The sequence below is a fragment of the Enterobacter cloacae complex sp. P13B genome, from assembly GCF_014895915.1.
GTDB classification, from domain to species: Bacteria; Pseudomonadota; Gammaproteobacteria; order Enterobacterales; family Enterobacteriaceae; genus Enterobacter; species Enterobacter bugandensis.
On record NZ_JADBQN010000031.1, the window covers coordinates 208,986 to 231,641 of the forward strand.

Annotated in this window: 19 protein-coding genes; 3 read left to right on the plus strand and 16 right to left on the minus strand. The window is 58.0% G+C overall.

Going from position 1 to position 22,656, the window contains the following annotated elements; translation table 11 throughout:
* Positions 1-227: 227 nt before the first annotated feature.
* A complete protein-coding gene (locus IM273_RS14655; protein WP_193051557.1) occupies positions 228-800 on the minus strand; it encodes a flavin reductase family protein in 573 nt (190 codons plus the stop codon).
* A 108-nt stretch (positions 801-908) separates the two neighbouring features.
* On the opposite strand from IM273_RS14655, the gene nhoA reads away from it, so the two are divergent.
* Entirely contained in the window at positions 909-1,754 is an 846-nt protein-coding gene (gene nhoA, locus IM273_RS14660; protein WP_059357612.1) for an N-hydroxyarylamine O-acetyltransferase, read from the plus strand.
* Between the two features lie 78 nt (positions 1,755-1,832).
* Here the strand turns inward: nhoA and narI are convergent, their stop codons facing one another.
* From narI to IM273_RS14690, 6 genes are all read right to left on the minus strand, one after another.
* The gene (narI, locus tag IM273_RS14665; RefSeq protein WP_022648214.1) at positions 1,833-2,513 is read right to left on the minus strand and encodes a respiratory nitrate reductase subunit gamma; all 681 of its coding nucleotides are present in this window, start codon (positions 2,511-2,513) and stop codon (positions 1,833-1,835) included.
* A complete protein-coding gene (gene narW / locus IM273_RS14670) occupies positions 2,510-3,205 on the minus strand; it encodes a nitrate reductase molybdenum cofactor assembly chaperone (protein ID WP_059357611.1) in 696 nt (231 codons plus the stop codon). Before narW ends, narI begins: the two co-directional genes overlap by 4 nt.
* Positions 3,205-4,749: a nitrate reductase subunit beta gene (gene narH, locus IM273_RS14675; RefSeq protein ID WP_193051558.1), complete on the minus strand. Its 1,545-nt coding sequence runs from the start codon at positions 4,747-4,749 to the stop codon at positions 3,205-3,207. Before narH ends, narW begins: the two co-directional genes overlap by 1 nt.
* Positions 4,746-8,486 carry a nitrate reductase subunit alpha gene (locus IM273_RS14680; protein WP_193051559.1) on the minus strand — a complete coding sequence of 1,247 codons (3,741 nt, stop codon included), beginning with the start codon at positions 8,484-8,486 and terminating at the stop codon, positions 4,746-4,748. Before IM273_RS14680 ends, narH begins: the two co-directional genes overlap by 4 nt.
* A 67-nt stretch (positions 8,487-8,553) precedes the next feature.
* Complete coding sequence (locus IM273_RS14685; protein ID WP_048958773.1) at positions 8,554-9,939, minus strand: NarK family nitrate/nitrite MFS transporter; 1,386 nt, start codon at positions 9,937-9,939, stop codon at positions 8,554-8,556.
* Positions 9,940-10,148: 209 nt separating this feature from the next.
* Positions 10,149-10,724: a TetR family transcriptional regulator gene (locus tag IM273_RS14690; protein WP_028013266.1), complete on the minus strand. Its 576-nt coding sequence runs from the start codon at positions 10,722-10,724 to the stop codon at positions 10,149-10,151.
* Positions 10,725-10,841: 117 nt separating this feature from the next.
* Here IM273_RS14690 and IM273_RS14695 point away from each other — a divergent pair, with 117 nt between their 5' ends.
* Positions 10,842-12,329 carry an MFS transporter gene (locus IM273_RS14695; protein ID WP_126325941.1) on the plus strand — a complete coding sequence of 496 codons (1,488 nt, stop codon included), beginning with the start codon at positions 10,842-10,844 and terminating at the stop codon, positions 12,327-12,329.
* A 66-nt stretch (positions 12,330-12,395) separates the two neighbouring features.
* On the opposite strand, the gene IM273_RS14700 is transcribed toward IM273_RS14695, so the two are convergent.
* From IM273_RS14700 to IM273_RS14730, 7 genes are read right to left on the minus strand one after another with little or no spacing between them, the layout of a single operon-like run.
* The gene (locus IM273_RS14700) at positions 12,396-13,622 is read right to left on the minus strand and encodes a Zn-dependent hydrolase (RefSeq protein WP_193051561.1); all 1,227 of its coding nucleotides are present in this window, start codon (positions 13,620-13,622) and stop codon (positions 12,396-12,398) included.
* Positions 13,619-14,101 (minus strand): L-2-amino-thiazoline-4-carboxylic acid hydrolase, encoded by a 483-nt coding sequence (locus tag IM273_RS14705; protein ID WP_193051562.1) that lies wholly within the window; start codon positions 14,099-14,101, stop codon positions 13,619-13,621. Before IM273_RS14705 ends, IM273_RS14700 begins: the two co-directional genes overlap by 4 nt.
* Before the next feature lie 17 nt (positions 14,102-14,118).
* Positions 14,119-15,276, minus strand: a complete 1,158-nt coding sequence (locus tag IM273_RS14710; RefSeq protein WP_045260599.1) for a branched-chain amino acid ABC transporter substrate-binding protein — start codon at positions 15,274-15,276, stop codon at positions 14,119-14,121.
* A gap of 28 nt (positions 15,277-15,304) precedes the next feature.
* The gene (locus IM273_RS14715; RefSeq protein ID WP_045260598.1) at positions 15,305-16,024 is read right to left on the minus strand and encodes an ABC transporter ATP-binding protein; all 720 of its coding nucleotides are present in this window, start codon (positions 16,022-16,024) and stop codon (positions 15,305-15,307) included.
* Positions 16,017-16,784, minus strand: coding sequence for an ABC transporter ATP-binding protein (locus IM273_RS14720; RefSeq protein ID WP_193051563.1), 768 nt, complete (start codon positions 16,782-16,784; stop codon positions 16,017-16,019). The genes IM273_RS14715 and IM273_RS14720 overlap by 8 nt, the downstream gene beginning before the upstream one ends.
* Positions 16,781-17,887 carry a branched-chain amino acid ABC transporter permease gene (locus IM273_RS14725; RefSeq protein ID WP_193051564.1) on the minus strand — a complete coding sequence of 369 codons (1,107 nt, stop codon included), beginning with the start codon at positions 17,885-17,887 and terminating at the stop codon, positions 16,781-16,783. The genes IM273_RS14720 and IM273_RS14725 overlap by 4 nt, the downstream gene beginning before the upstream one ends.
* A gap of 8 nt (positions 17,888-17,895) precedes the next feature.
* Positions 17,896-18,846: a branched-chain amino acid ABC transporter permease gene (locus tag IM273_RS14730; RefSeq protein WP_193051565.1), complete on the minus strand. Its 951-nt coding sequence runs from the start codon at positions 18,844-18,846 to the stop codon at positions 17,896-17,898.
* Positions 18,847-19,016: 170 nt separating this feature from the next.
* Here IM273_RS14730 and IM273_RS14735 point away from each other — a divergent pair, with 170 nt between their 5' ends.
* The gene (locus tag IM273_RS14735; RefSeq protein ID WP_193051566.1) at positions 19,017-19,961 is read left to right on the plus strand and encodes a LysR substrate-binding domain-containing protein; all 945 of its coding nucleotides are present in this window, start codon (positions 19,017-19,019) and stop codon (positions 19,959-19,961) included.
* A gap of 55 nt (positions 19,962-20,016) precedes the next feature.
* Here IM273_RS14735 and IM273_RS14740 read toward each other — a convergent pair whose 3' ends face one another.
* Together IM273_RS14740 and yddG are read right to left on the minus strand one after the other, a co-directional pair.
* On the minus strand, positions 20,017-21,126 hold the full coding sequence (locus tag IM273_RS14740; protein ID WP_028013256.1) for a porin OmpC: 1,110 nt from the start codon (positions 21,124-21,126) through the stop codon (positions 20,017-20,019).
* Between the two features lie 476 nt (positions 21,127-21,602).
* Positions 21,603-22,481, minus strand: a complete 879-nt coding sequence (gene yddG / locus IM273_RS14745; RefSeq protein ID WP_028013255.1) for an aromatic amino acid DMT transporter YddG — start codon at positions 22,479-22,481, stop codon at positions 21,603-21,605.
* Positions 22,482-22,656: the final 175 nt, after the last annotated feature.

The window sequence follows — 22,656 nt, forward strand, 5'->3', positions numbered from 1 at the left end:
GTTCTGATCGCTTCGGTGACGTAGTGAGCACAATACCCAGTACTCTTCGGTTGGGCGCGTGATTTGGCATACGCGATTGCGCCATCTTTATTCCATGTCATTGATATTTCCTTAACGCGAGAGTGCTAATGCAGCAACTCTGGAAATATCCTCCGTTTTACAACGCAATAGTAAACATAAAATGCCATAGAAATTCACTATAATTCAGTAGGATATAATTTAGGAAATCAATCCAGCGCCTTCACCATCCTCCCGCTTGCCACAAATGTCCCCGCGCCGAGATGATGCAGGGTATTCAACTTATCCCCGTCAAACTGCCAGCGCCCGGCGACAAACGCGCGCTCATCGGCTGCCGCTGAAACCACTTCTCCAAACAGCGTGTCGTATTTCTCTGCCGCGGATGTGGCGGGTAATAACCGGCACTCCATCCACGCCAGACATTTTTCTTCAATCACCGGCAGCCCGAGCTCAGGGCCGTTCACGACCGGGATCCCGTAGCAGTTGAATTTGTCCTCGTCGCGCCCGCTGACGCTGCCGACAGCGTATGTCCAGTTAGCTGCCGCCACGCCGGGGATGACGATGCCAAACTTCCCGCTGTGCTCAATCAGCTCACGTGACCAGGTACTTTTATCCACCACAATCGCGATGCGCGGCGGTTCAAACTCAACGGGCATTGACCATGCGGCGGCCATAACGTTACGTCTGTCCAGGGTTTCATCGCGGCTGGTGATCAGCACGGTAGGGCCGTGATTTAGCAGACGGCTGGCATGACGTAATTCAACAGGGCGAAAGTGGCTCATAGGATCTCCTCATCTGTAACGATGAGTATGACGAAAAAGCACGTAAATCAAAGTGAGTGCGTAAAATTAGTTTATAAACAGAACATCACAATCAAAGGAAAATGATGTATGTCCCCCTTTCTGACTGACTATTTTGCCCGCATTGGGTGGGCGCAACCGACACGGGTTGATATAGACACCCTGCGCGCGCTGCATTTACACCACAACTGTGCGATCCCGTTCGAAAATATTGATGTCGTCCTGCCGCGCGAAATCCATCTTGACGATCAATGTCTGGTCGACAAGCTGGTGACGGCGCGACGCGGAGGATATTGCTTTGAGCAAAACGGCCTTTTCGAGCGCGTGTTGCGTGAAGTCGGGTTTAACGTGCGCAGCGTGCTGGGGCGGGTCGTACTGGCAAATCCGTCGCAGATGCCGCCGCGCACGCACCGCCTGCTGCTGGTTGAGCTGAACGGCGAGCGCTGGATTGCCGACGTGGGGTTTGGTGGACAGACGCTGACGGCGCCGATTCGCCTGCTCGCCAACGAGGAGCAGGGGACGCCGCACGGTATGTATCGACTGCTGAGCGAAGGCAACGACTGGGTGCTGCAGTTCCGTCACCACGAGCACTGGCAGTCGATGTACCACTTTGACCTGACGACGCAGTATTTCAGCGATTACGTGATGGGGAACTTCTGGTCGGCGCACTGGCCGCAGTCCCATTTTCGTCATCATCTGCTGATGTGTCGCCACCTGCCGGACGGCGGCAAGCTGACGCTGACTAACTTCAACTTTACCCACTGGCAGAACGGTCACGTGGAGGAGCAGATCCATTTGCCGGATGCGGAGGCGCTGTATAAGCTGATGCAGGAGCGGTTTGGCCTTGGCGTTGATGATCCGAAACACGGCTTTACACTGGCCGAGCTGACGGCAGTGATGGCGGGGTTTGATACGCATCCGCAGGCAGGGAAATAGCCCGGTGGCGGCTACGCCTTACCGGGCCTACGGGAGTGTGAACGTAGGTCGGGTAAGGCGTAGCCGCACCCGACAGAATCAACGGCGCGATCTCACCACCTGATACCGACGGGTAAAATACTCAAACGGTGCGCTCCACACGTGCACCAGACGGGTGAATGGGAAGATGAGGAAGATCGTCATCCCCAGCACCAGATGGACGCGGAAGATCGGCGCGACGCCGCTCAACATCTCCGACGAGCCCCCCTTAAACGTTACGATCCCCTGCGCCCAGCCGACCAGTTTCATCATCTCGCTTCCGTCAGGATATTGCGCGGAGAAAGGAATGGTCGACAGCCCCAGGATGCACTGAAGCAGCAGGATACTCATGATGATAATATCCGGCGTGGTGGACGTGGCGCGTACCCGCTGGTTGAAGAGGCGGCGGATCAGCAACATTGACCCACCAATCAGCGTCAGTACGCCGCAAATGCCTCCCGCAATCATGGCCAGCTGCTGTTTAACCGCGACGGGTAAAAACCAGGCGTACATCCAGTGCGGGGTTAACATGCCGAACAGGTGCCCGAAGAAGATCCCCAGAATCCCGATATGAAACAGGTTAGAGGCCCAGTTCATCCCGCGCTTGCTGAGCATCTGGCTCGATGAGGCCCGCCAGGTGTATTGCCCGTAGTCGTAGCGCAGCCAGCTGCCGAGGAAAAAAACGGTAGCACAGATATACGGGTAAATATCATAGAAAAACACGTTCAGGTAATGCGTCATTTTGGGCCTCCGGCGCTGACGTCCACGTACTGCGGCGCGACGTCCTGGCTAAAGCGTCGTTGATATTGCTGCATCGGCGAACTGTCGCACGATGTGGCGTTGTCTTCGATAAACTTCACCTGTTCCTCTTCCCACACGGCGTCCAGTGCCTGACGGGTATCATCCCGTTTTTCACCGGACACCTGCTTCGCCACGCTGTCGCTGGAAAGTCGCGTACCGGCCATCGTCAGCAGGGCGTCAAACAGCTGGTAATGCGCCTCGCCGCGCTGCTTGAGGCGACCACCAATCAGCGCCAGGATCGGCGCGACATTTTGCAATCCTTCACGCGCCTCGTCGTCGGTGACGAGGCTGAGGTATTCCAGGTAGAGCGGCAGATAGTCGGGCAGCTCGCGACAGTCCAGCTCCAGCCCGGCTTTCTCATACTGGCTCATCAGGTCGACCATCGCCTGACCGCGATCGCGGGACTCGGCGTGAACGTGCTCGAACAGCAGCAGGGACGTTGCGCGCCCGCGTTCAAACACTTCGCACCATTCGGCCTGCTTATCCAGCAGCGGGGCGCTCAGGTGCTGCTGCGCAAACGGCAGCAGCATGGGCGCGTCCTGCTCAACAAGGGAAAGCGCCTCATCGCGGTTTTCCCACAGCAGCTCATCGGGATACTCAATCAGCAGCGCGATGATTTTAAGGATCTGCATTATTCTCCCTCCCCGTGTTCGCGCACCTCGGTGATGTTAATCGCGTCGATGCGGCTGCTGTTGAAGAGGTTGAATTTGGTGTCGGAGCCGTGGCAGCCGTCGCCAAAGGTGAAGCCGCAGCCGTTTTTCTCCGGGAAGGCGTCGCGCGCCATTTCGCGGTGGCTGGTCGGGATCACGAAGCGGTCTTCGTAGTTAGCGATGGCGAGATAGCGGTACATCTCCTCAACCTGCGCTTCGGTCAGGCCCACTTCCTCAATGGCGCGGGTATCGGTCACGCCTTCCACGGTCTGGGAGCGTTTATAGTGACGCATCGCCATCATGCGCTTCAGTGCACGCAGCACCGGGCCGGTATCGCCCGCGCTGAGCATGTTTGCCAGGTACTGCACCGGAATGCGCAGGCTTTCCACGGCAGGCAGGACGCCGTCACTCTGCGGCAGACCGCCCGCATCCGCGTAGGACTGAATCGGCGACAGCGGCGGCACGTACCAGACCATCGGCAGGGTGCGGTATTCAGGATGCAGCGGCAGGGCCAGCTTCCAGTCCATCGCCATCTTGTAGACTGGCGAACGCTGGGCGGCATCAATCACGTTCTGCGGAATGCCTTGCTTCAGCGCTTCCTCAATCACCGCCGGATCGTTCGGGTTAAGGAACACGTCGCACTGGCGCTCGTACAGATCGGTTTCATGCTCGGTGCTGGCGGCCTCTTCAATACGGTCCGCGTCGTACAGCAGCACGCCGAGATAACGGATGCGTCCGACGCAGGTTTCCGAGCAGACAGTCGGCTGGCCGGACTCAATGCGCGGGTAGCAGAAGATGCATTTTTCTGACTTGCCGCTTTTCCAGTTGAAGTAAATTTTCTTGTACGGGCAGCCGCTGATGCACAGGCGCCAGCCGCGACATTTATCCTGGTCGATTAGCACAATGCCGTCCTCTTCGCGCTTGTAGATCGCGCCGCTCGGGCAGGTGGCCACGCAGCTCGGGTTGAGGCAGTGCTCGCACAGGCGCGGCAGATACATCATGAAGGTGTTTTCAAACTGGCCGTACATCTCCTTCTGGATCTTCTGGAAGTTGCGGTCGCGGGCGCGCTTTTCGAACTCGCCGCCCAGCAGTTCCTCCCAGTTTGGCCCCCAGACGATTTTGTCCATCCGCTTGCCGTCGATCAGCGAGCGGGGGCGGGCGGTTGGGAGATGATCCCCCTCCGGCGCGCGGTGCAGATCCTGATAGTCAAAGGTGAAGGGTTCGTAATAATCGTCAATCTGCGGCAGGACGGGGTTGGCGAAAATCTTCGACAGAACGCCCATTTTGCCGCCGAGGCGCGGGGTCAGCTTGCCGTGAATGCCGCGGAGCCATCCGCCTTGCCACTCATCCTGATCCTCCCAGTTTTTCGGGTAGCCAATACCCGGCTTGGTCTCCACGTTGTTGAACCACGCATATTCCATCCCTTCGCGCCCGGTCCAGACGTTCTTGCAGGTCACCGAGCAGGTGTGGCAGCCGATGCATTTATCGAGATTCAGAACCATGCCAACCTGTGAGCGTATTTTCATTTTTTCGCCTCCTGTACCTGATCCCGACCTTCGCCGTCCAGCCAGTTAATGTTTTTCATTTTGCGGATCATGATGAACTCGTCGCGGTTGGAGCCGACGGTGCCGTAATAGTTGAAGCTGTACGCCAGCTGGGCATAGCCGCCGATCATGTGCGTCGGTTTCGGGCAGACGCGGGTGACCGAGTTGTGGATCCCGCCGCGCCGACCGGTCACCTCGGAACCCGGAATGTTCAGGATGCGCTCCTGGGCGTGGTACATCATGGTCATACCCGGCGGCACGCGCTGGCTGACCACCGCGCGGGCGGTGAGGGCGCCGTTGGCGTTGAAGGCTTCGATCCAGTCGTTGTCCTCTATGCCCAGTTCGCGCGCGTCGGTTTCGCTGATCCAGACGATGGGCCCCCCGCGCGACAGGGTCTGCATCAGCAGGTTTTCGCTGTAGGTGGAGTGGATGCCCCATTTCTGGTGCGGCGTCAGGAAGTTCAGCGCTTTTTCCGGGAAGCCGTTCGGCGGGATCTCGCGCATGTGGGTCACGCTGCGGGTATCAATCGGTGGGCGATAGGCCACCAAGCTCTCCCCGAAGGCGCGCATCCAGGGATGATCCTGATACAGCTGCTGGCGGCCCGAAAGGGTGCGCCATGGGATCAGCTCGTGGACGTTGGTGTAGCCCGCGTTATAGGAGACGTGCTCGCTCTCAAGGCCGGACCACGTCGGGCTGGAGATGATTTTGCGCGGCTGCGCCTGAATGTCGCGGAAGCGGATTTTCTCGTCTTCCTTGTTCAGCGCCAGATGGGTGTGGTCGCGCCCGGTCAGTTCCCCGAGCGCTTCCCAGGCCTTCACCGCCACCTGTCCGTTAGTTTCCGGGGCGAGGGCGAGGATCACCTCCGAGGCGTCAATGGCGGTTTCAATGCGCGGGCGGCCTTTCGCCGGGCCGTCGAGCTTGACGTAGTTGAGCTTGCCGAGGAAATCGACCTCGTTCTGCGTGTTCCACGAAATGCCTTTCCCGCCGTTGCCGAGCTTGTCCATCAGCGGGCCGAGGGCGGTGAAGCGTTCGTAAGTTTCCGGGTAGTTACGCTCGACCACCGCGATGTTCGGTGCCGTTTTACCGGGGATCAGGTCACATTCCCCTTTGCGCCAGTCCTGAATATCAAACGGCTGCGACAGCTCCGCCGGAGAGTCATGCTGCAGCGGCTGGAGCACCACGTCGGTTTCTGTGCCCAGATGGCCAACGCACACCTCGGAGAAGACTTTGGCGATGCCTTTGTAGATCTCCCAGTCGCTGCGCGATTCCCACGCCGGGTCAACGGCGGCGGAAAGCGGATGAATAAACGGGTGCATGTCCGAGGTATTCATGTCGTCCTTTTCATACCAGGTGGCGGTCGGCAGGACGATATCGGAGAACAGGCAAGTGCTGGACATGCGGAAATCAAGCGTCACCAGCAGGTCGAGTTTGCCCTCGATGGCGGCGGTTTGCCACTCCACCTCTTCAGGCTTCACGTCGTCCGTTGAGCCTAAATCTTCCCCCTGAATGCCGCTCTCGGTGCCGAGCAGGTATTTCAGCATGTACTCGTGGCCTTTCCCGGACGAGCCGAGCAGGTTAGAGCGCCAGACGAACAGGTTGCGCGGGTGGTTCTTGCCGTTGTCCGGCTGTTCGCAGGCGAAGCGGATATCGCCCGATTTCAACGCCTGAACGGTGTACTCCTGCGGCGTCATGCCCGCCGCGTCCGCACGCGCCTTGACATGCAGCGGGTTGAGGTTGAGCTGCGGGGCCGACGGCAGCCAGCCCATGCGCTCGGCGCGAACGTTAAAGTCGATCAGATGTCCGGTGAACTTCGACGCGTCCGCCAGCGGGGAGAGCAGCTCCTGCGCGGTGAGCTTCTCGTAGCGCCACTGGCTGGCGTGGTTGTAGAAGAACGAGGTGCTGTTCATCTGGCGCGGCGGGCGGTTCCAGTCCAGCGCGAAGGCCAGCGGCAGCCAGCCGGTTTGCGGGCGCAGCTTCTCCTGGCCGACATAGTGGGACCAGCCGCCGCCGCTCTGCCCGACGCAGCCGCAGAAGACCAGCATATTGATCATCCCACGGTAGTTCATGTCCATGTGGTACCAGTGGTTTACCCCGGCACCCAGAATGATCATCGAGCGACCGTGCGTTTTGTGCGCCGTGTCGGCGAACTCGCGGGCAATTTTTTCGATCAGGTACGCGGGCACGCCAGTGATCTGCTCGCCCCAGGCGGGCGTGTAGGCTTTGATCTGGTCATAGCTGTCTGCGGCGTTACTGTCTTCCAGGCCGCGATCGAGACCGTAGTTCGCCAGCACCAGATCGTAAACGCTGACCACGCGTTTCTGGCTGCCGTCGGCGAGCGTCAGGGTTTTGCTCGGCACGCGGCGCGTCAGCACCGGCTCCTGCTTCACGCTGCGAAAATGCGGGTTTTCGTTGCCGCCAAAGTAGGGGAAGGCGACGTCCGCCACGCTGTCGTGGGTAATCAGCAGTGAGAGTGTGAGTTCTGTTTCATGGCCCGCAGCCTGAGGCTCCAGGTTCCATTTGCCTTTTTCCCCCCAGCGGAAGCCGATCGAGCCGTTTGGCACCACCAGGTTACCGGCAATATCGAAGGCGACGGTCTTCCACTCTGGGTTATTGGCTTCCCCCAGCCAGTCGACAAGGTCCGAGGCGCGCAGCATACGCCCAGGCACCACGCGACCGTCAACCTGCTCGTCCAGCAGTACGAGCATCGGCATGTCGGTGTAGCGGCGGCAGTAGTTAAGGAAGTAATCGCTCGGGTTCTCGAGGTGGAACTCTTTGAGGATGACGTGGCCCATCGCCATGGCGAGGGCGCTGTCGGTGCCCTGTTTGGGGGCCAGCCACTGGTCGCTGAGCTTGGCGACCTCCGAGAAGTCCGGCGTAATCGCAACGGTCTTGGTGCCTTTGTAGCGCACCTCGGTAAAGAAGTGGGCGTCCGGAGTACGCGTCTGCGGCACGTTCGAGCCCCAGGCAATGATATAGCTGGAGTTGTACCAGTCGGCGGACTCCGGCACGTCGGTCTGCTCGCCCCAGGTCATCGGCGACGCCGGCGGCAGGTCGCAGTACCAGTCGTAGAAGCTCAGGCAGGTGCCGCCCAGCAGGGAGAGATAGCGCGTTCCGGCGGCGTAGGAAACCATCGACATCGCCGGAATAGGCGAAAAACCGGCCACGCGGTCCGGGCCGTAGTTTTTGATGGTCCAGACGTTAGCGGCGGCGATCAGCTGGTTCAGCTCTTTCCAGTTTGAGCGGATAAACCCGCCTTTACCCCGCGCCTTCCTGTAGCTTTGCGCCTTTTGCGGATCGTTCTGGATGGCATCCCAGGCCAGCACCGGATCGGTATGCTGCGCCAGCGCCTCGCGCCAGAGTTCAATCAGCCTGCGGCGCACCAGCGGGTACTTAAGGCGGTTGGCGCTGTAGAGGTACCAGGAGTAGCTTGCGCCTCGCGGGCAGCCGCGCGGCTCGTGATTGGGCAGGTCAGGGCGGGTGCGGGGGTAGTCGGTCTGCTGGGTTTCCCAGGTCACCAGGCCGTTTTTGACATAAATCTTCCAGCTACAGGAGCCGGTACAGTTTACCCCGTGGGTGGATCGCACAATCTTGTCGAACTGCCAGCGCTGGCGGTAGCTGTCCTCCCAGTCGCGGTTGGTGTGATACACCTGCCCGTGCCCATCGGCGAAACTGTCGCCTTTTGTTTTGAAGTAACGGAAGCGGTCCAGCAGTTTGCTCATGACATTTCTCCTGCTTCGATAGCATGGCCGGAGTGCGATGCATCACGCTCCGGCGAAGATGTAGTTTTTATTTTTTTGAGGATTTGCGGCCATACACCAGCCAGGTAACGAGCACGCAGACGATGTAAAACACGAGGAACACCTTCATGGCGCCGACCGGCGATCCGGTCATCGCCAGCGAGGTGCCAAAAGCTTTGGGGATAAAGAACCCGCCAACGGCACCGATGGCGGAGATAAAGCCCAGCGCGGCGGCGGTCTCCGTCACCGCTTCATGCTGCGCCTGCTCGTCCGTGCCGCCCTGCTTCTTGACGCGGTCGAGGGTGATTTGGCGAAAGATAATCGCGATCATCTGGAAGGTCGAACCGCTGCCCAGCCCGGCGGTGAGGAACAGGCCCATAAAGACCAGGTAGAAGGCGATAAAGCTGCCGGAGCCAGAGCCGGGGAGCGTCAGGAAGATCAGGGCGCTGAAGATAGCCATAAAGACGAAGTTAATCAGCGTGACGCGCACGCCGCCCAGCCTGTCAGAGACCATCCCGCCCGCCGAACGCGCCAGCGCGCCGATCAGGGGGCCAAAGAAAGCGAGGTGCAGGATGTTCACGTCCGGGAACTGGGTTTTCGACAGCATGGCAAAGCCCGCCGAGAAGCCGATAAACGAGCCGAAGGTAGCAAGATAAAGCAGGCTCAGCAGCCAGAGGTGAAAGCGCTTCAGTACCGGCAGCTGGCTGGCGATAGAGGCTTTAGAGCTGGCGATATCGTTCATGCCAAAAAACGCCGCAAGGGTTGCCAGCAGCAGCAGCGGCGCCCAGACCCAGGCCGCATTGGCCAGCCACATCGTTGAGCCGTCCTCCTGCGGTACGCCGTGCACGCCAAGGAAGGTAAACATTGGCAGGAAAATCACCAGCGGAGCAAACAGCTGCATCACGCTGACGCCCAGATTTCCCAGCCCGCCGTTGATGCCCAGCGCGCTGCCCTGTCTGGCCTTCGGGAAGAAGAAGCTGATGTTACCCATGCTGGAGGCAAAGTTGGCCCCGGCAAAACCGCAGAGCAGGGCAATCACGATAAAGACCCAGTAAGGTGTCGCGGTGTCCTGAATGGCTATCCCCAGCCAGACGCAGGGGATAATCAGGATAACGGTGCTCAATACCGTCCAGTAGCGTCCGCCAAATATTGGCACCATAAACGAGTAGGGGACGCGCAATATCGCGCCAGAGAGTGAAGGTAATGCCGTTAGCATAAAAAGCTGATCGGTGGTGAAATTAAATCCGACTTTATTCAGATTGACCGCAACGGCGCTAAATAACATCCACACGCAAAACGCTAATAGCAGGCAAGCTACAGAAATCCATAGGTTTCTTCGTGCGATATGTTTTCCTTTATTCTCCCAAAATTGCGCGTTTTCAGGTTTCCAGTTACTCAACAGATGGGGATTACTTTTATCACTTTGTTGCGACATATCGCCCTCTTGCTTACCATGTTTGAGAGAAAAATGAAGTAAAAACAAAAAGATAATTAAAGAAGTGTTATTGGTTATTTGGGATGTTTTGGGATACATCTGAAAGGATAGATAAAAAAGCGAACCCCCGAGATTAGAATGAAAATAAGGGCTCGCTTAATGTGTTACTAATTGTAACGTTTTGCGTAATTTATACTCCGGAAGGAGTATTAAAACAATTCCAGTGTGATAAGTTTGTCGAGATGTTTATTAAATGCCGCATCGTCCATTTCAGGCATATTTAATACGGTGATCCCATCCAGGCCACAAACCAGCCCTATTAAACGCCAGGCGATATTTTCCGCCCGATCGGTAAGCGTGAACGCGTTGGCATCAGCCCCGGCGCGGATAATCGCCACGGTTTCCTGATGCCACATCTCCATGGTCAGGACATAAGCCGCTTTGATCTCGGGATCACGGCTGGCGAGAATTTGTGCTTCCCGCCAAAGGCGAATGTAAGGTTCAAGCCCACCGTCGTCACTGCCGAGCATGCTGTGCAACCGTTCCCGCCAGCCGGCGTTTTCACCCACCACGTCGGCATCCAGCAGCTCGCGGATCACGCGCACAAACGCCAGCGATTTTAACTCGCCGCCGGAGGCAAAGTGGTGGTGGACCTGCCCGGTCGCGACGCCCGCTTCTGCGGCAATGCGCCGTACCGTCATGGCTGCCAGCCCCTCGGCCAGCGCCACGCGCATCGCGGCCTGTAAGATCGCTTCCCGCCGCTCTTCCTTGCTCAAATAGCGCATTTTTTCTCTACTCTCAATAAGACCGAAACGAGTGTAACAAAAAGCTGGACAGTCGTTCAACTTTACGTAGGATCGCATTCTGGACATGTGTCCATGTTTAAAATGAAAAGGAAATTTATGTTTCGTCAGTGGTTAGCGTTAGTGATTATCGTGCTGGTGTACATCCCGGTGGCGATTGACGCGACGGTGCTGCACGTGGCGGCGCCGACATTGAGCATGACGCTGGGTGCCAGCGGAAACGAATTGTTGTGGATCATTGATATTTACTCGCTGGTGATGGCGGGGATGGTGCTGCCGATGGGTGCCCTGGGTGACCGCATTGGCTTTAAACGCTTGCTGATGATCGGCAGCACGCTGTTTGGCCTGTCGTCCCTGGCGGCCGCGTTTGCACCGTCGGCAGGGTGGCTGATAGCGGCGCGCGCCTCGCTGGCGATCGGTGCGGCAATGATCATTCCGGCTACGCTTGCGGGGATCCGCACGCTGTTTACCGACGCGAAAGATCGCAACATCGCGCTCGGCGTCTGGGCGGCAGTGGGTTCCGGCGGGGCGGCCTTTGGCCCGCTGATTGGTGGGATGCTGCTTGAGCATTTTTACTGGGGATCGGTGTTTTTAATCAACGTGCCGATTGTGCTGGTAGTGGTGTCGCTGGCCGCGCGTTTTGTGCCCCGTCAGCAGGGCCGACCGGAGCAGCCGCTGAATATCAGTCATGCCATCATGCTGATTGTGGCGATTTTGCTGCTGGTCTACAGTGCCAAAACCGCGCTCAAAGGCGTCCTGTCGCCGTGGCTGGTTGCCTCCGCGCTGGTGACCGGCTCGGTGCTGCTGTTTATCTTCGTGCGTATTCAGCTTCGCGCCCGCGTGCCGATGATCGATATGCGCCTGTTCTGCCATCGCATCATTCTGAGCGGCGTGGTAATGGCGATGACCGCCATGATTGCCCTGGTCGGGTTTGAGCTGCTGATGGCGCAGGAGCTACAGTTTGTCCACGGCTTTACGCCGTTTGAAGCGGGTATGTTTATGCTCCCGGTGATGGTGGCAAGCGGATTCAGCGGGCCGATTGCCGGTGTGCTGGTGGGCCGCCTGGGGCTGCGCATCGTCGCGGCGGGCGGCATGGGGCTCAGCGCGGTCAGCTTTATCGGCCTGTCGATGCTTGATTTCAGTACGCAGCAGTGGCAGGCGTGGGGGCTGATGGTGCTGCTCGGCTTCAGTGCCGCCAGCGCGCTGCTGGCCTCGACCTCCGCCATTATGGCTGCCGCGCCGAAGGAGAAAGCCGCTGCCGCAGGGGCGATTGAAACCATGTCCTATGAACTGGGTGCCGGGCTGGGGATCGCTATTTTTGGTCTGCTGTTGACCCGCAGCTTCTCGGCGTCCATTGATCTGCCGCAGGGGCTGAATGCCTCGCTCGTCGATAAAGCCTCGTCATCCATTGGTGAAGCGATGAAGGTGGCGCAGGAGCTGACGCCGTCCCTCGCGGAGCCGGTGATTGAGGCGGCGAAAAGTGCGTTTATTACCTCCCACAGCGTGGCGCTGGGGAGTGCGGGCGGAATGCTGCTGTTGCTGGCAGTTGGGATCTGGTTTAGCCTGGCGAAGGTGCCGAAGCCGTAAAACACGCCCGGTGGCGCTGCGCTTACCGGGCCTACGGGCGCGGTTGTCCGAGCCGCGCCACCCGGTTTATTTTTCCTGGGCCGCGGACAGGACGCTATGCAACAGCACGTTCGCCCCTTTCTCCGACCACTCTGGCAGGATCCTTTCCGCTTCGTTATGGCTGATGCCCTTCACGCAGGGGATAAAAATCATGCTGGCAGGGGCAATCTTGCTGACATAGCAGGCGTCATGTCCCGCCCCCGAGACCATCGGTTTCGCCGAGTAGCCCAGTTCCGCCACGGCCTTCTCCGTGCGGGCCAGACATTCGGCATCAAACGCGATGGGCGCGTAGTCAAAGATGCGCTCAACGACAGCCGCCACCCCGCGCAGGCTCAGGCTTTCAGCCACCTTATGCAGCGCCGCCTCCATGGCTTCCAGTGCCGTCAGCGCCGGATGGCGAAACTCCACGCTGCAGACCACCCGAGACGCCACGACGTTGCGCGAGTTTGGCGTAACCTGCGCCATACCGATGGTCGCACGTCCGTCCGGCGCGTGCCGATAGCCAATCTCCTCCACCTTCAGCGCCAGCTCCGAGAACGCGGTCAGCGCGTCGCGTCGGCTGTGCATCGGCGTGGTGCCCGCGTGGGCGGCAAACCCGTCCAGCGTCAGGGTAAACCAGCGCTGGCCCATTGCCGCGCGGACTAACCCGATATCCAGAGCTTCGTCTTCCAGAATCGGGCCCTGTTCGATGTGCAGCTCGTAGCAGGCGTGAACCGGAAACGCACGGGCAGGGGCTTCACCCCGGTAGCCGATGCTTTCCAGCGCTTCACCCACGCTGATACCGTCGCTATCCGCGCGGGCATGGGCGTACGCTTCGCTAAATTGCCCCGTCCAGACCCCTGAAGCGAGCATGGCTGGCGCAAAGCGCGCGCCTTCTTCGTTGGTCCAGTTGACCAGCACGATGTCACGCTCCGTCTCAAGGTGATGGTCATTGAGGGTGCGCAGCAGCTCCAGCCCGGCCAGCACGCCGTAAACCCCGTCGTAGTTCCCTCCCAGCGGCTGGGTATCCACGTGCGAACCGGTCAGGACCGGCGCAAGCTGCGGGTTTTTCCCCGCGCGGCGGATGAACATATTGCCCATGCTGTCGACGTCGCAGGTAAAACCGGCGTCCAGCGCCCAGTCGCGCAGCAGGTTACGCGCAATACGATCTTCCTCGCTCAGTGCCAGACGGGTGACGCCACCGGCGGGCGTGCCGCCGATCTGCGCCATCATCTCAAGCGTTGACCACAGCCGTTCGGCGTTGACGCGGATCATGGCTTGTCCTTACCGCTGCGGTAGCGGAAATCACAGCACGCACCGCCCTGCATAATGGTCGTGGTGCGGGTTAGCTCTACGTCCGGCGCATAGCCAACGATGAATTTTTCATCGCGCGCGCAGGAGAGCAGATGACCGATCTCGCCCAGCCCCATCTCGTGGTACATCTCCGCGTAGCGACAGCGGGTCACGTTGTAGTTGTACTGCTGGTCGTCAGCGTCGATCACCTTGATGTCCAGGGCGTTATCTTTCTCCCACAGATACTGCAGGGCGATAAAGCTCTTGATGTTCGCGCCGTTGGGTTCTTTGCTGGCAAACCCTTTACCAGCATCAATCGCGGCCTGCTCAATGGCCTCGCCAATCACCGCCTGGGCGCGGGCTTTCCCTATCTCGCGCACCAGGATTTCATAAATTGGCTTAATAATTTCAGCTTCAATTTTGCGGCGGGCGAGAATGCCCAGCTCATTATTATCACTCATCACATTGCCTCGCTGCGTTACTTCGCTTTTGCGCCGCCCAGCACGGTCTGCGGCTGCCATTTGCCGTCGACAACCTTATAGACCGTGAACGACGGCGATTTCAGGTTGCCCTCTTTATCAAACGCGATCTGTCCGGTAACGCCGGAATAGCTGATGGCGCGCAGGGCGGGCAGATAGTCTGATGGCTCAACGGAGTCTGCTTTTTCCATCGCCGCAACCAGCACGCGGGTGGCGTCATAGGCGAACGGGGCGTGCAGCTCGATATGGGTGTGGTAGCGGGCCTGGTAGGCCTGTTCGAATGCCTTTCCACCCGGCATCTGGTCAACGGGCAGGCCCGGCTCCAGCGCCACAACGCCTTCGCCTTCTTTCTGCGCCAGCTTCAGGAACGTCTGGCTGACGAATCCGCCTGCGCCCATCAGCGTGGCATTCATGCCCAGCTGTTTAATGCGGCGAGCCAGCGGTGCGGCCTGGCTGTCGACGCCGCCGAAGAAGATCAGATCGGCGTTTTTACTGCGGATGGCGGTCAGCACGGCGCTGAAATCGACCGTTTTGTCATCCACGTACTGACGGTCGACAATTTTCACGCCCTGGGCTTCCAGCGATTTAATAAACTGGTCTGCAAGCCCCTGACCGAAGGCGGTACGGTCGTCGATTACCGCAATGCGTTTGGCTTTCAGGGTGTTAACCGCGTACTGACCGGCGAGCTGGCCGCCGTCATCGTCGTGTCCCATCACGCGGAAGCTGGTATCAAAACCTTGTTGCGTATAGGCGTGACCGGTCGCGACCGGTGCTACCTGGGCGATGCCCGCATCGTGATAAACGCGGGCCGCTGGAATGCTGGTGCCGGTGTTCCAGTGGCCGACCACGCCCGCCACATCGCTGTCCACCAGACGCTGCGCGACGGCTACGGCAGTGCGCGGGTCAGACTGATCGTCTTCGGACTGCAGTTTGAAGGTGACCGCTTTGCCGCCGATGGTCGGATGCTGCTTGTTAATGTCGTCAATGGCCAGCTGCGCGCCGTTCTCCAGATCTTTCCCGATACGTGCTGACGGGCCGGTGAGCGGGCCTGCCAGACCGATAACCACGGTTTCGCCGTCGGCGGCCCCCGAGGACGTTGAGGCAAGACCGCCGAGCAGAATAGCGGCGCTGAGCGCACTGATTTTTACTGTTTTCATTGCATTTACCTGATGTTGGCTGGTGTGGTTAAACGGGCATTTCGCCCAAATAAATGTGTGCAATCTGGTCGTCGTTAAGCAGCGCTGTCGATTTGCCATGATGAACAATGCTGCCGCTGTCCATCACCCACGCGCTGTCGGTCACTTCCAGCGCGAGCCGGGCGTTTTGTTCGATCAGCAGCAGGGCGACGCCGCGCTCGCGCAGCCCGGCAATAACGGCAAATATGTTCTCGACCATCTTCGGGGCAAGGCCCATCGACGGCTCGTCGAGGATCAGCAGGCGCGGGCGGCTGAGGAGGGCGCGGTTAAGGGCCAGCAGCTGTTGCTCGCCGCCGGACAGCAGCCCGGCAAGCTGGTGCTGGCGCTCGCCCAGACGCGGGAAGCGTTCGAAAATCTCGTTCATCTCGCGCTTAATAGTGACGGTGTCACGTCTTAGCCAGGCGCCCATCTGCAGGTTTTCCAGTACCGTCATGCGGGAGAAGATCCCGCGGCCCTCCGGGACCATGACCAGCCCGTCGCGAAGCAGGGTCTCCGGGCTCTGTTTACGGACCGGCTTACCGCTGAATTCAATACTGCCGCTAAAGCTTTCCAGCCCGGTAATGGCGCGCACGGTGGAGCTTTTCCCCGCGCCGTTAGCGCCGATCAGCGTAGCCTGTTCGCCCTCGTGCAGGGTAAAGGAGACATCGCGTACGGCCTGAATGCCGCCGTAATGCACGTCCAGACGTTCTACCTTCAGCAATTCAGACATGGGCGTTACCTCCAAGCCAGGCGGCGATCACTGCCGGGTCGCGCCGCACGCTTTCCGGCGTACCGCTGGCGAGCGTTTTACCGTAATCAAGCACCGTTAGGCGATCGCAGATGCCCATCACCAGCTTGACGTCATGTTCAATCATCAGCAGGGTTTTGCCGTCGTCGCGGATGCGGATGAGCAACTCGCCGAGCGCCACTTTTTCCGCCGCGTTCATTCCTGCGGCGGGCTCGTCCAGCGCCAGCAGCAGCGGATCCGTCGCCAGCGCGCGGGCGATTTCAAGGCGACGCTGATGACCATAGGCCAGATCGCAGGCGCGATAGTGGGCGAACTGCGCAATGTCGGTATAGTCCAGCCAGTGCCAGGCCAGCTCGCGGGTCTGCTTCTCTTCGTCGCGGGCGCGTTTATGGCGGCTCAGCGCGGCCCACAGGCCGTTACGGGTGCGCACGTGGCGGCCCACCATCACGTTTTCCAGCACCGACATCTCGTTGAAGAGGCGCACGTTCTGGAAGGTGCGGGCAATCCCGGCGGCGGTGACTTTCTCTATGTGCTTTGGGAAGTAGGGCTTATCGGCAATCGAAAACTCACCGCTGTCCGCCGGATAAAGCCCGGTGATCAGGTTAAAGCAGGTGGTTTTTCCTGCGCCGTTGGGGCCAATCAGCCCGTAGATTTCCCCCCTGTTAACGGTAATCGAAACGTCATCTACGGCAGTCAGCCCGCCGAAGCGTTTTGACATGTTGCGTACGGTTAACAGGCTCATGCCTTCACCTCCTTGTGGCGTACCGGCCAGAGGCCTGACGGGCGCACCAGCATGACCAGCACCAGTGCCAGACCGTAAAACAGCTGGCGCAGCACTTCCGGGTCAATCAGTACCGTACCGAACAGTGCCTGCTGAACCGGCGCTGCCTGGCTGCGCAGCAGTTCCGGCAGGGCAGTAAGCAGTACCGCGCCCAGGATCACGCCCGGTATGTGCCCCATACCGCCCAGCACCACCATCGCCAGTACGGCAATGGACTCCTGCAGCGTGAAGGATTCCGGGGAGACAAAGCCCTGAAACGCGCCGAAAAGCGCACCTGCTATGCCGCCAAAGGAGGCGCCCATCGCAAAGGCGAGCAGCTTATAGTTACGCACGTTGATGCCCATCGCGCGGGCCACGTCTTCATCCTCGCGGATGGCGTGCCAGGCGCGGCCAATACGGGAATGCTGCAGGCGCAGGCAGACAAAAATAATCACTACAATCACCAGCATCAGCAGGTAGTACCACAGCCACAGGGCGGGCACTTTGAAACCAAACCAGTGGTAGACGCCGCTAAACTTCAGGCCGAACAGGTTCAGCGTATCCACCCCGGTAATGCCCTTTGCGCCGTTGGTGATGTTTACCGGACGGTCGAGGTTGCGCATCAGGATGCGGATAATTTCGCCAAAGCCGAGGGTCACTATCGCCAGGTAGTCCCCGCGCAGCTTCAGCGTGGGCGCACCGAGTAAAATCCCGCAGACTGCCGCCACGAGGGCGGCCAGCGGAATAATGAGCAGATACGAGGTGTGCAGCCCATCCGGGAACCAGACGCCGAGGATCGGAAACACCTCCAGCAGGTGTGGGGAGGCCATCAGTGCCGCGAGGTAGGCGCCGACGGCGTAAAAGGCGATAAAGCCCATGTCCAGCAGGCCGGTATAGCCGACCACAATGTTAAGCCCGAGCGCCAGCATGATGTAGAGCAGGGCGAAGTCGATAACGCGCACCCAGTAGTTGCCGCCGAGCTGCGTGGCCACCACGGGTGCAATCAGCAGCGCGAGGCAGAACAGGCTCATGCCTGACCAGAATTTGCGCGTCGTCGCCGGGGCCTGAATTTGAAGTGTTGTCATGGTATTCCTTACGCCCTGTGCGCTATGCGCTCGCCCAGCAGGCCAGCCGGACGGAAGACCAGCACCAGGATCAGCACCATAAAGGCAAAGACATCCTGATAGTTGCTGCCAAACACACCGTGGGTCAGTTCACCCAGGTAGCCTGCGCCCAGCGCTTCGATAATGCCGAGCAGGATGCCGCCAATCATGGCGCCCCGAATGTTGCCAATGCCCCCCAGCACGGCGGCGGTAAAGGCTTTTATCCCGGGCAAAAAGCCCATCGAGAAGCTGGCGTTACCGTAGTTGCTCGCCATCATCACGCCTGCCAGCGCGGCAAACGCCCCGCCAATCGCAAACGTCAGGGTGATAATGGCGTTTGGGTTAACCCCCATCAGCGTGGCCACGCGCGGGTTTTCCGCCACGGCGCGCATGCCGCGCCCCAGGCGGGTGTATTCCACCAGCAGCCAGAGCCCGATCATCACCGCCAGCGCCAGCGCCACGGTGACAATACCGGTAACGGTCACGATGGCGGGAGGGTGCATTTCACTTCCTGACATCACGGTAATCGGATCCATGGGCAGGATCTGCGGAAACATCAGCGGGTTGCGCGTCCAGATAATCATCGCCACGGTTTGCAGCAGGACGGAGACGCCGATACCCGAGATCAGCGGCGCCAGGCGCGGAGCGTTGCGCAGTCGACGGTAGGCAAAGCGCTCCACGGCCATGGCCAGCAGGGCGCAAACGGCCATGGCAATCATCAGGGCAACGCCGAGCTGCAACAGCAGCGGCATATGCGGGAAGGTGCTATTCAGGGCGTTAATGGCGGAGAGCGTGGTGAGCGCGCCGACCATCAGAATATCGCCGTGGGCAAAGTTAATAATGCGCAAAATGCCATACACCATGGTATAGCCCAGCGCGATCAGCGCGTAGATGCTTCCCAGCATCACACCGTTGATCAGTTGTTGTATGAGTGTATCCAACGTCTGTACCCGCAAAGTGCTCGTTCTGCGGCTATCATCCAATAAATGAATTAAATTGTAAAATACGCATCTATTATTTCTTATGATAAATAAATATTGTTTTATGTTTATGATTTAAATGAAAATAGTTAATGCCTGCTTATGGGTGAAAAGCCTAAAGAAATCAACATATGAATAAAACAGAACAAATGGCGAGCCTGACGGCGTTTGCAGAGAGCCGCCTGGCAAACGATCCGCCGCTTCGGGCCGTACGTGCATTCGAGGCCATCGCCAGGCTGGGGAGCGTCACGCTGGCCGCTCAGGAGCTGGATATCTCTCCGTCGGCCGTCAGCCATCAGCTCAAGGTGCTCGAAGGATATCTGCAAATGCCGCTCACGGAACGTCAGGGACGCAGGCTGGTGCTGAGCCAGCACGGGCGGGAATATTACCGCTCGATCCGAGCGGCCTTTAACGTGTTGCGCCAGGCGACGGAGCACCTGGCGGAGCAGGCGCAAACGCGTCAGGTCACCATCAGCCTGATTCCGCTTTTTGGTATGGGGTGGTTTATCCCGCGCTTGCCTGCGTTCATGCGCGCCAATCCCCAAACCGAGATCAACGTGGTGTATGCCAACCACCGTAACTATCTGAGCGACGCGTCGGATATGTCGATTCGTTTTGGTAACGGGCAGTGGGCGGGGTATCAGAGTGAAAAGCTGATTTCCGGCCAGATGGTGCCGGTGTGCAGCCGCGCGTTTTTGCGCGTTCATGGACATATCGACACGCCTGAACAGCTGCTGCAAATGCCGCTGCTGCACGATGAAGAGCGTACGAGCTGGACGCAGTGGTTTTTGTTGCAGGGGGTAAAACGTCCACTCCGGCGCAGCGGCCCGCTGTTTGAAGACGGGCTGTTGACGCTGGCGGGCGTTCAGGCAGGGCTGGGATGTGCGCTCATGCGGGAGCCGCTGATTGCGCCATATCTTGAGAGCGGCGAGCTGGTCAAGATATTTGACTTACCGATTGATGACGGGCGCGATTATTACCTCTGCGTGCGCTCAGATTCAGATATGACCGAAGACGGCAAGCTGCTGCAAACCTGGCTGCGTCGGGCGGCAGGCGGGGAGTTGTCTGTCGGGTAAAAGCGGAAGATAAAAAAAGCCAGCGTGTTACGCTGGCTTTTTGACAAACAAGATTTTAGAACTGGTAGGTCAGACCCAGCGCCACGATGTTGTCGGTACCGATACCTGCCTGGCGAGTGAACTGGTTGTCGTCCAGCAGGTTGATTTTGTAATCCACGTAGGTGGACATGTTTTTGTTAAAATAGTAGGTGGTGCCGACATCAATGTATTTAACCAGATCCTGGTCGCCGAAGTTCTCGATGTCTTTACCTTTAGACTGCAGGTAAGCGATGGATGGACGCAGGCCAAAGTCGAACTGATACTGAGCCACAACTTCGAAGTTTTGCGCCTTGTTTGCAAAGCCGTAGATGTCGCTGCGGTTACCGTTAGAGGTGCCGAAACGGGTTGCGTTATAGGTCTGAGAGTATTGCGCCGCGAGGTAAACGTTGTTCGCGTCGTACTTCACGCCGCCGCTGTAAACTTCAGCGCGGTCGCCTTCACCGTATACGCCAGCCGCATTCTGGTCAGCGGTACGGCGAGAGGAAGACATTGCACCACCGACGCTGAAGCCTTCACCCAGATCGTAAGTCAGAGACGCGCCGTAGCCGTCGCCGTTCTGGTTCAGCAGGCTGCGACCGTTGGTGTTTTCACCGCTTACGCTGCCGTTTTTACCCTGGTACTGCAGGGCAAAGTTCAGGCCGTCAACCAGACCGAAGAAGTCCTGGTTACGGTAAGTTGCCACGCCGTTAGCACGAGACTGCAGGAAGTTGTCGGCACCATAGGTGTCACCGCCGAATTCTGGCAGAACGTCGGTCCAGGAGGTCACGTCGTAAATCACGCCGTAGTTACGACCGTAATCGAATGAACCGGCTTCAGCGAACTTCAGACCTGCGAAGGCCACACGGGTCCAGGACTGGTTGTCGCCTTCGTCCTTGTTACCCTGAATCTGGTATTCCCACTGGCCATAACCGGACAGCTGGTCGTTAACCTGGGTTTCACCCTTGAAGCCGATACGCATGTAGGTTTTATCACCGTCTGCGCCTGCGTCATCAGAGAAATAGTGCAGACCTGTCACTTTACCGTACAGATCCAGCTTGTTACCGTCTTTGTTATAAATCTCAGCTGCGTTTACAACGCCTGCTGCCAACATGGAAGTGACTGCCACTGCAACTAATTTAAGTTTCATCTTAAATATTCCTTATAATTTTTTTCAGTATTTCCTGAACCATCGCGAACGATTTCTAAACGAGGCTGCTCGTCAACGGCGTGCTATTTTTAAAAATCTTGTAGTTGTCTTTCAATAATAAGTTTCAAAATATGAGTAATAATTTCATTTAGTGTGATCGAGATCGGGTTAATGACGGCTGAATAAAATATTGTGGCGATTATTTAATCAGAATGAGTTTATTTTTTTGGCAACCATGATAGCGAATATTATTGCATTTCGTGTTATTAATAGCGGTAATATTCGCAGGGAAGTAGTTACGCAGCGGTGTCAGGTTATGTCAAGTTGATGTCGGGGGAATTGACGAAGGAAGCTAATATAAACAGAACATCAACAAATGCACTAATGTTCTGATTAATATATTACGATGTGATCACATATTAAATTTATGTTAATTTTTCTGCCGGATTTAATCGAACCCGGCATAAATCTGAACCCTATTTTCGTGTAGCGTACCAGCAGAGCAATGACCCGGCGCAGACCATCAGCGCGCCCTGCCAGAACGAAAAAGAGAGGGGTGAGCTTAGCAGCACGGCTGCAAGCGCGGCAGAGAGCACGGGAGTAAAATAGGATACGGCAGCCAGCACCGTGACGTTACCGTGCAGAATGCCAATATTCCATGCCGCATAGCCAAACCCAAGCGCAATGCCGCACATAACGAGCTTCACGATAACCGGAAAGCTGAACACCATTTCTGGCTGATCGCTAATAGTATATTTCACCCACAGGCTCAGCGCAGTGAGCAAAACAAAGAGGGTAATACCGTTTTGCCCTTTGGCAAATTTGGCGGTTACGGTGCAGTAGGCGGCCCAGATAAATGCTCCGGCAAAGGCAAGCGTATAGCTAAGGGGATTAGAGACGACATTGCGGATTATTTCATCAATGTGTAATCCTTGCTCACCTCCTAATACCCAACACACGCCGAGCAGAGCGATAGCTAAACCGGGGACGACCCACAGCGTTGATTTCTGTCCGTTGAATAAAATAGCAAAGACGATCGTCAGGCTCGGCCAGAGATAATTAACCATACCGACTTCTATGGCCTGCGCTCGCGTGGCGGCATAGCCTAACGACAGCGCCAGACAAATTTCGTAACTGACAAACAGTACGCTGCCTGCAATAAGATACCCGGGTGAAAAACGTTTAATATCAGGAAATCCTACCGTTACCAGGCACAATAACCCACTGAGGGTGTAAATCATCGCCGCGCCGCCGACGGGCCCCAGCCCCTCGCTTACGCTGCGAATCAGACCCACCATTGTGCTCCATAGCAGTATCGCCGCCAGCCCCGTGAGCGTTGCTCTCTTTCTGTCCATTACGTTTTCATCGCTAATAAAATCAAAGGGAAAATGTATAGCATTAATTCTGACCCTGTCGCGAATTATTCTCTTACGTGTTTAACCCTTAAGGGGTATTCAAACGCGGCAGCGGTGACTATTAAGGGGGCGACGTCAGGCGACCTTGATTTGACGCAAAAAAAACAGGGGCTTT

What these genes read in the sequence shown, in the direction of transcription:
- IM273_RS14715 (WP_045260598.1), bottom strand. Translation starts at nt 16,024, where the DNA reads ATGTCTGAATTGCTGAAGGTAGAACGTCTGGACGTGCATTACGGCGGC.
- narW (WP_059357611.1), bottom strand. Translation starts at nt 3,205, where the DNA reads ATGCAGATCCTTAAAATCATCGCGCTGCTGATTGAGTATCCCGATGAG.
- nhoA (WP_059357612.1), top strand. Translation starts at nt 909, where the DNA reads ATGTCCCCCTTTCTGACTGACTATTTTGCCCGCATTGGGTGGGCGCAA.
- IM273_RS14700 (WP_193051561.1), bottom strand. Translation starts at nt 13,622, where the DNA reads ATGATCCGCGTCAACGCCGAACGGCTGTGGTCAACGCTTGAGATGATG.
- IM273_RS14705 (WP_193051562.1), bottom strand. Translation starts at nt 14,101, where the DNA reads ATGAGTGATAATAATGAGCTGGGCATTCTCGCCCGCCGCAAAATTGAA.
- narH (WP_193051558.1), bottom strand. Translation starts at nt 4,749, where the DNA reads ATGAAAATACGCTCACAGGTTGGCATGGTTCTGAATCTCGATAAATGC.
- IM273_RS14680 (WP_193051559.1), bottom strand. Translation starts at nt 8,486, where the DNA reads ATGAGCAAACTGCTGGACCGCTTCCGTTACTTCAAAACAAAAGGCGAC.
- IM273_RS14695 (WP_126325941.1), top strand. Translation starts at nt 10,842, where the DNA reads ATGTTTCGTCAGTGGTTAGCGTTAGTGATTATCGTGCTGGTGTACATC.
- IM273_RS14720 (WP_193051563.1), bottom strand. Translation starts at nt 16,784, where the DNA reads ATGAGCCTGTTAACCGTACGCAACATGTCAAAACGCTTCGGCGGGCTG.
- narI (WP_022648214.1), bottom strand. Translation starts at nt 2,513, where the DNA reads ATGACGCATTACCTGAACGTGTTTTTCTATGATATTTACCCGTATATC.
- IM273_RS14725 (WP_193051564.1), bottom strand. Translation starts at nt 17,887, where the DNA reads ATGACAACACTTCAAATTCAGGCCCCGGCGACGACGCGCAAATTCTGG.
- IM273_RS14655 (WP_193051557.1), bottom strand. Translation starts at nt 800, where the DNA reads ATGAGCCACTTTCGCCCTGTTGAATTACGTCATGCCAGCCGTCTGCTA.
- yddG (WP_028013255.1), bottom strand. Translation starts at nt 22,481, where the DNA reads ATGGACAGAAAGAGAGCAACGCTCACGGGGCTGGCGGCGATACTGCTA.
- IM273_RS14690 (WP_028013266.1), bottom strand. Translation starts at nt 10,724, where the DNA reads ATGCGCTATTTGAGCAAGGAAGAGCGGCGGGAAGCGATCTTACAGGCC.
- IM273_RS14740 (WP_028013256.1), bottom strand. Translation starts at nt 21,126, where the DNA reads ATGAAACTTAAATTAGTTGCAGTGGCAGTCACTTCCATGTTGGCAGCA.
- IM273_RS14685 (WP_048958773.1), bottom strand. Translation starts at nt 9,939, where the DNA reads ATGTCGCAACAAAGTGATAAAAGTAATCCCCATCTGTTGAGTAACTGG.
- IM273_RS14710 (WP_045260599.1), bottom strand. Translation starts at nt 15,276, where the DNA reads ATGAAAACAGTAAAAATCAGTGCGCTCAGCGCCGCTATTCTGCTCGGC.
- IM273_RS14735 (WP_193051566.1), top strand. Translation starts at nt 19,017, where the DNA reads ATGAATAAAACAGAACAAATGGCGAGCCTGACGGCGTTTGCAGAGAGC.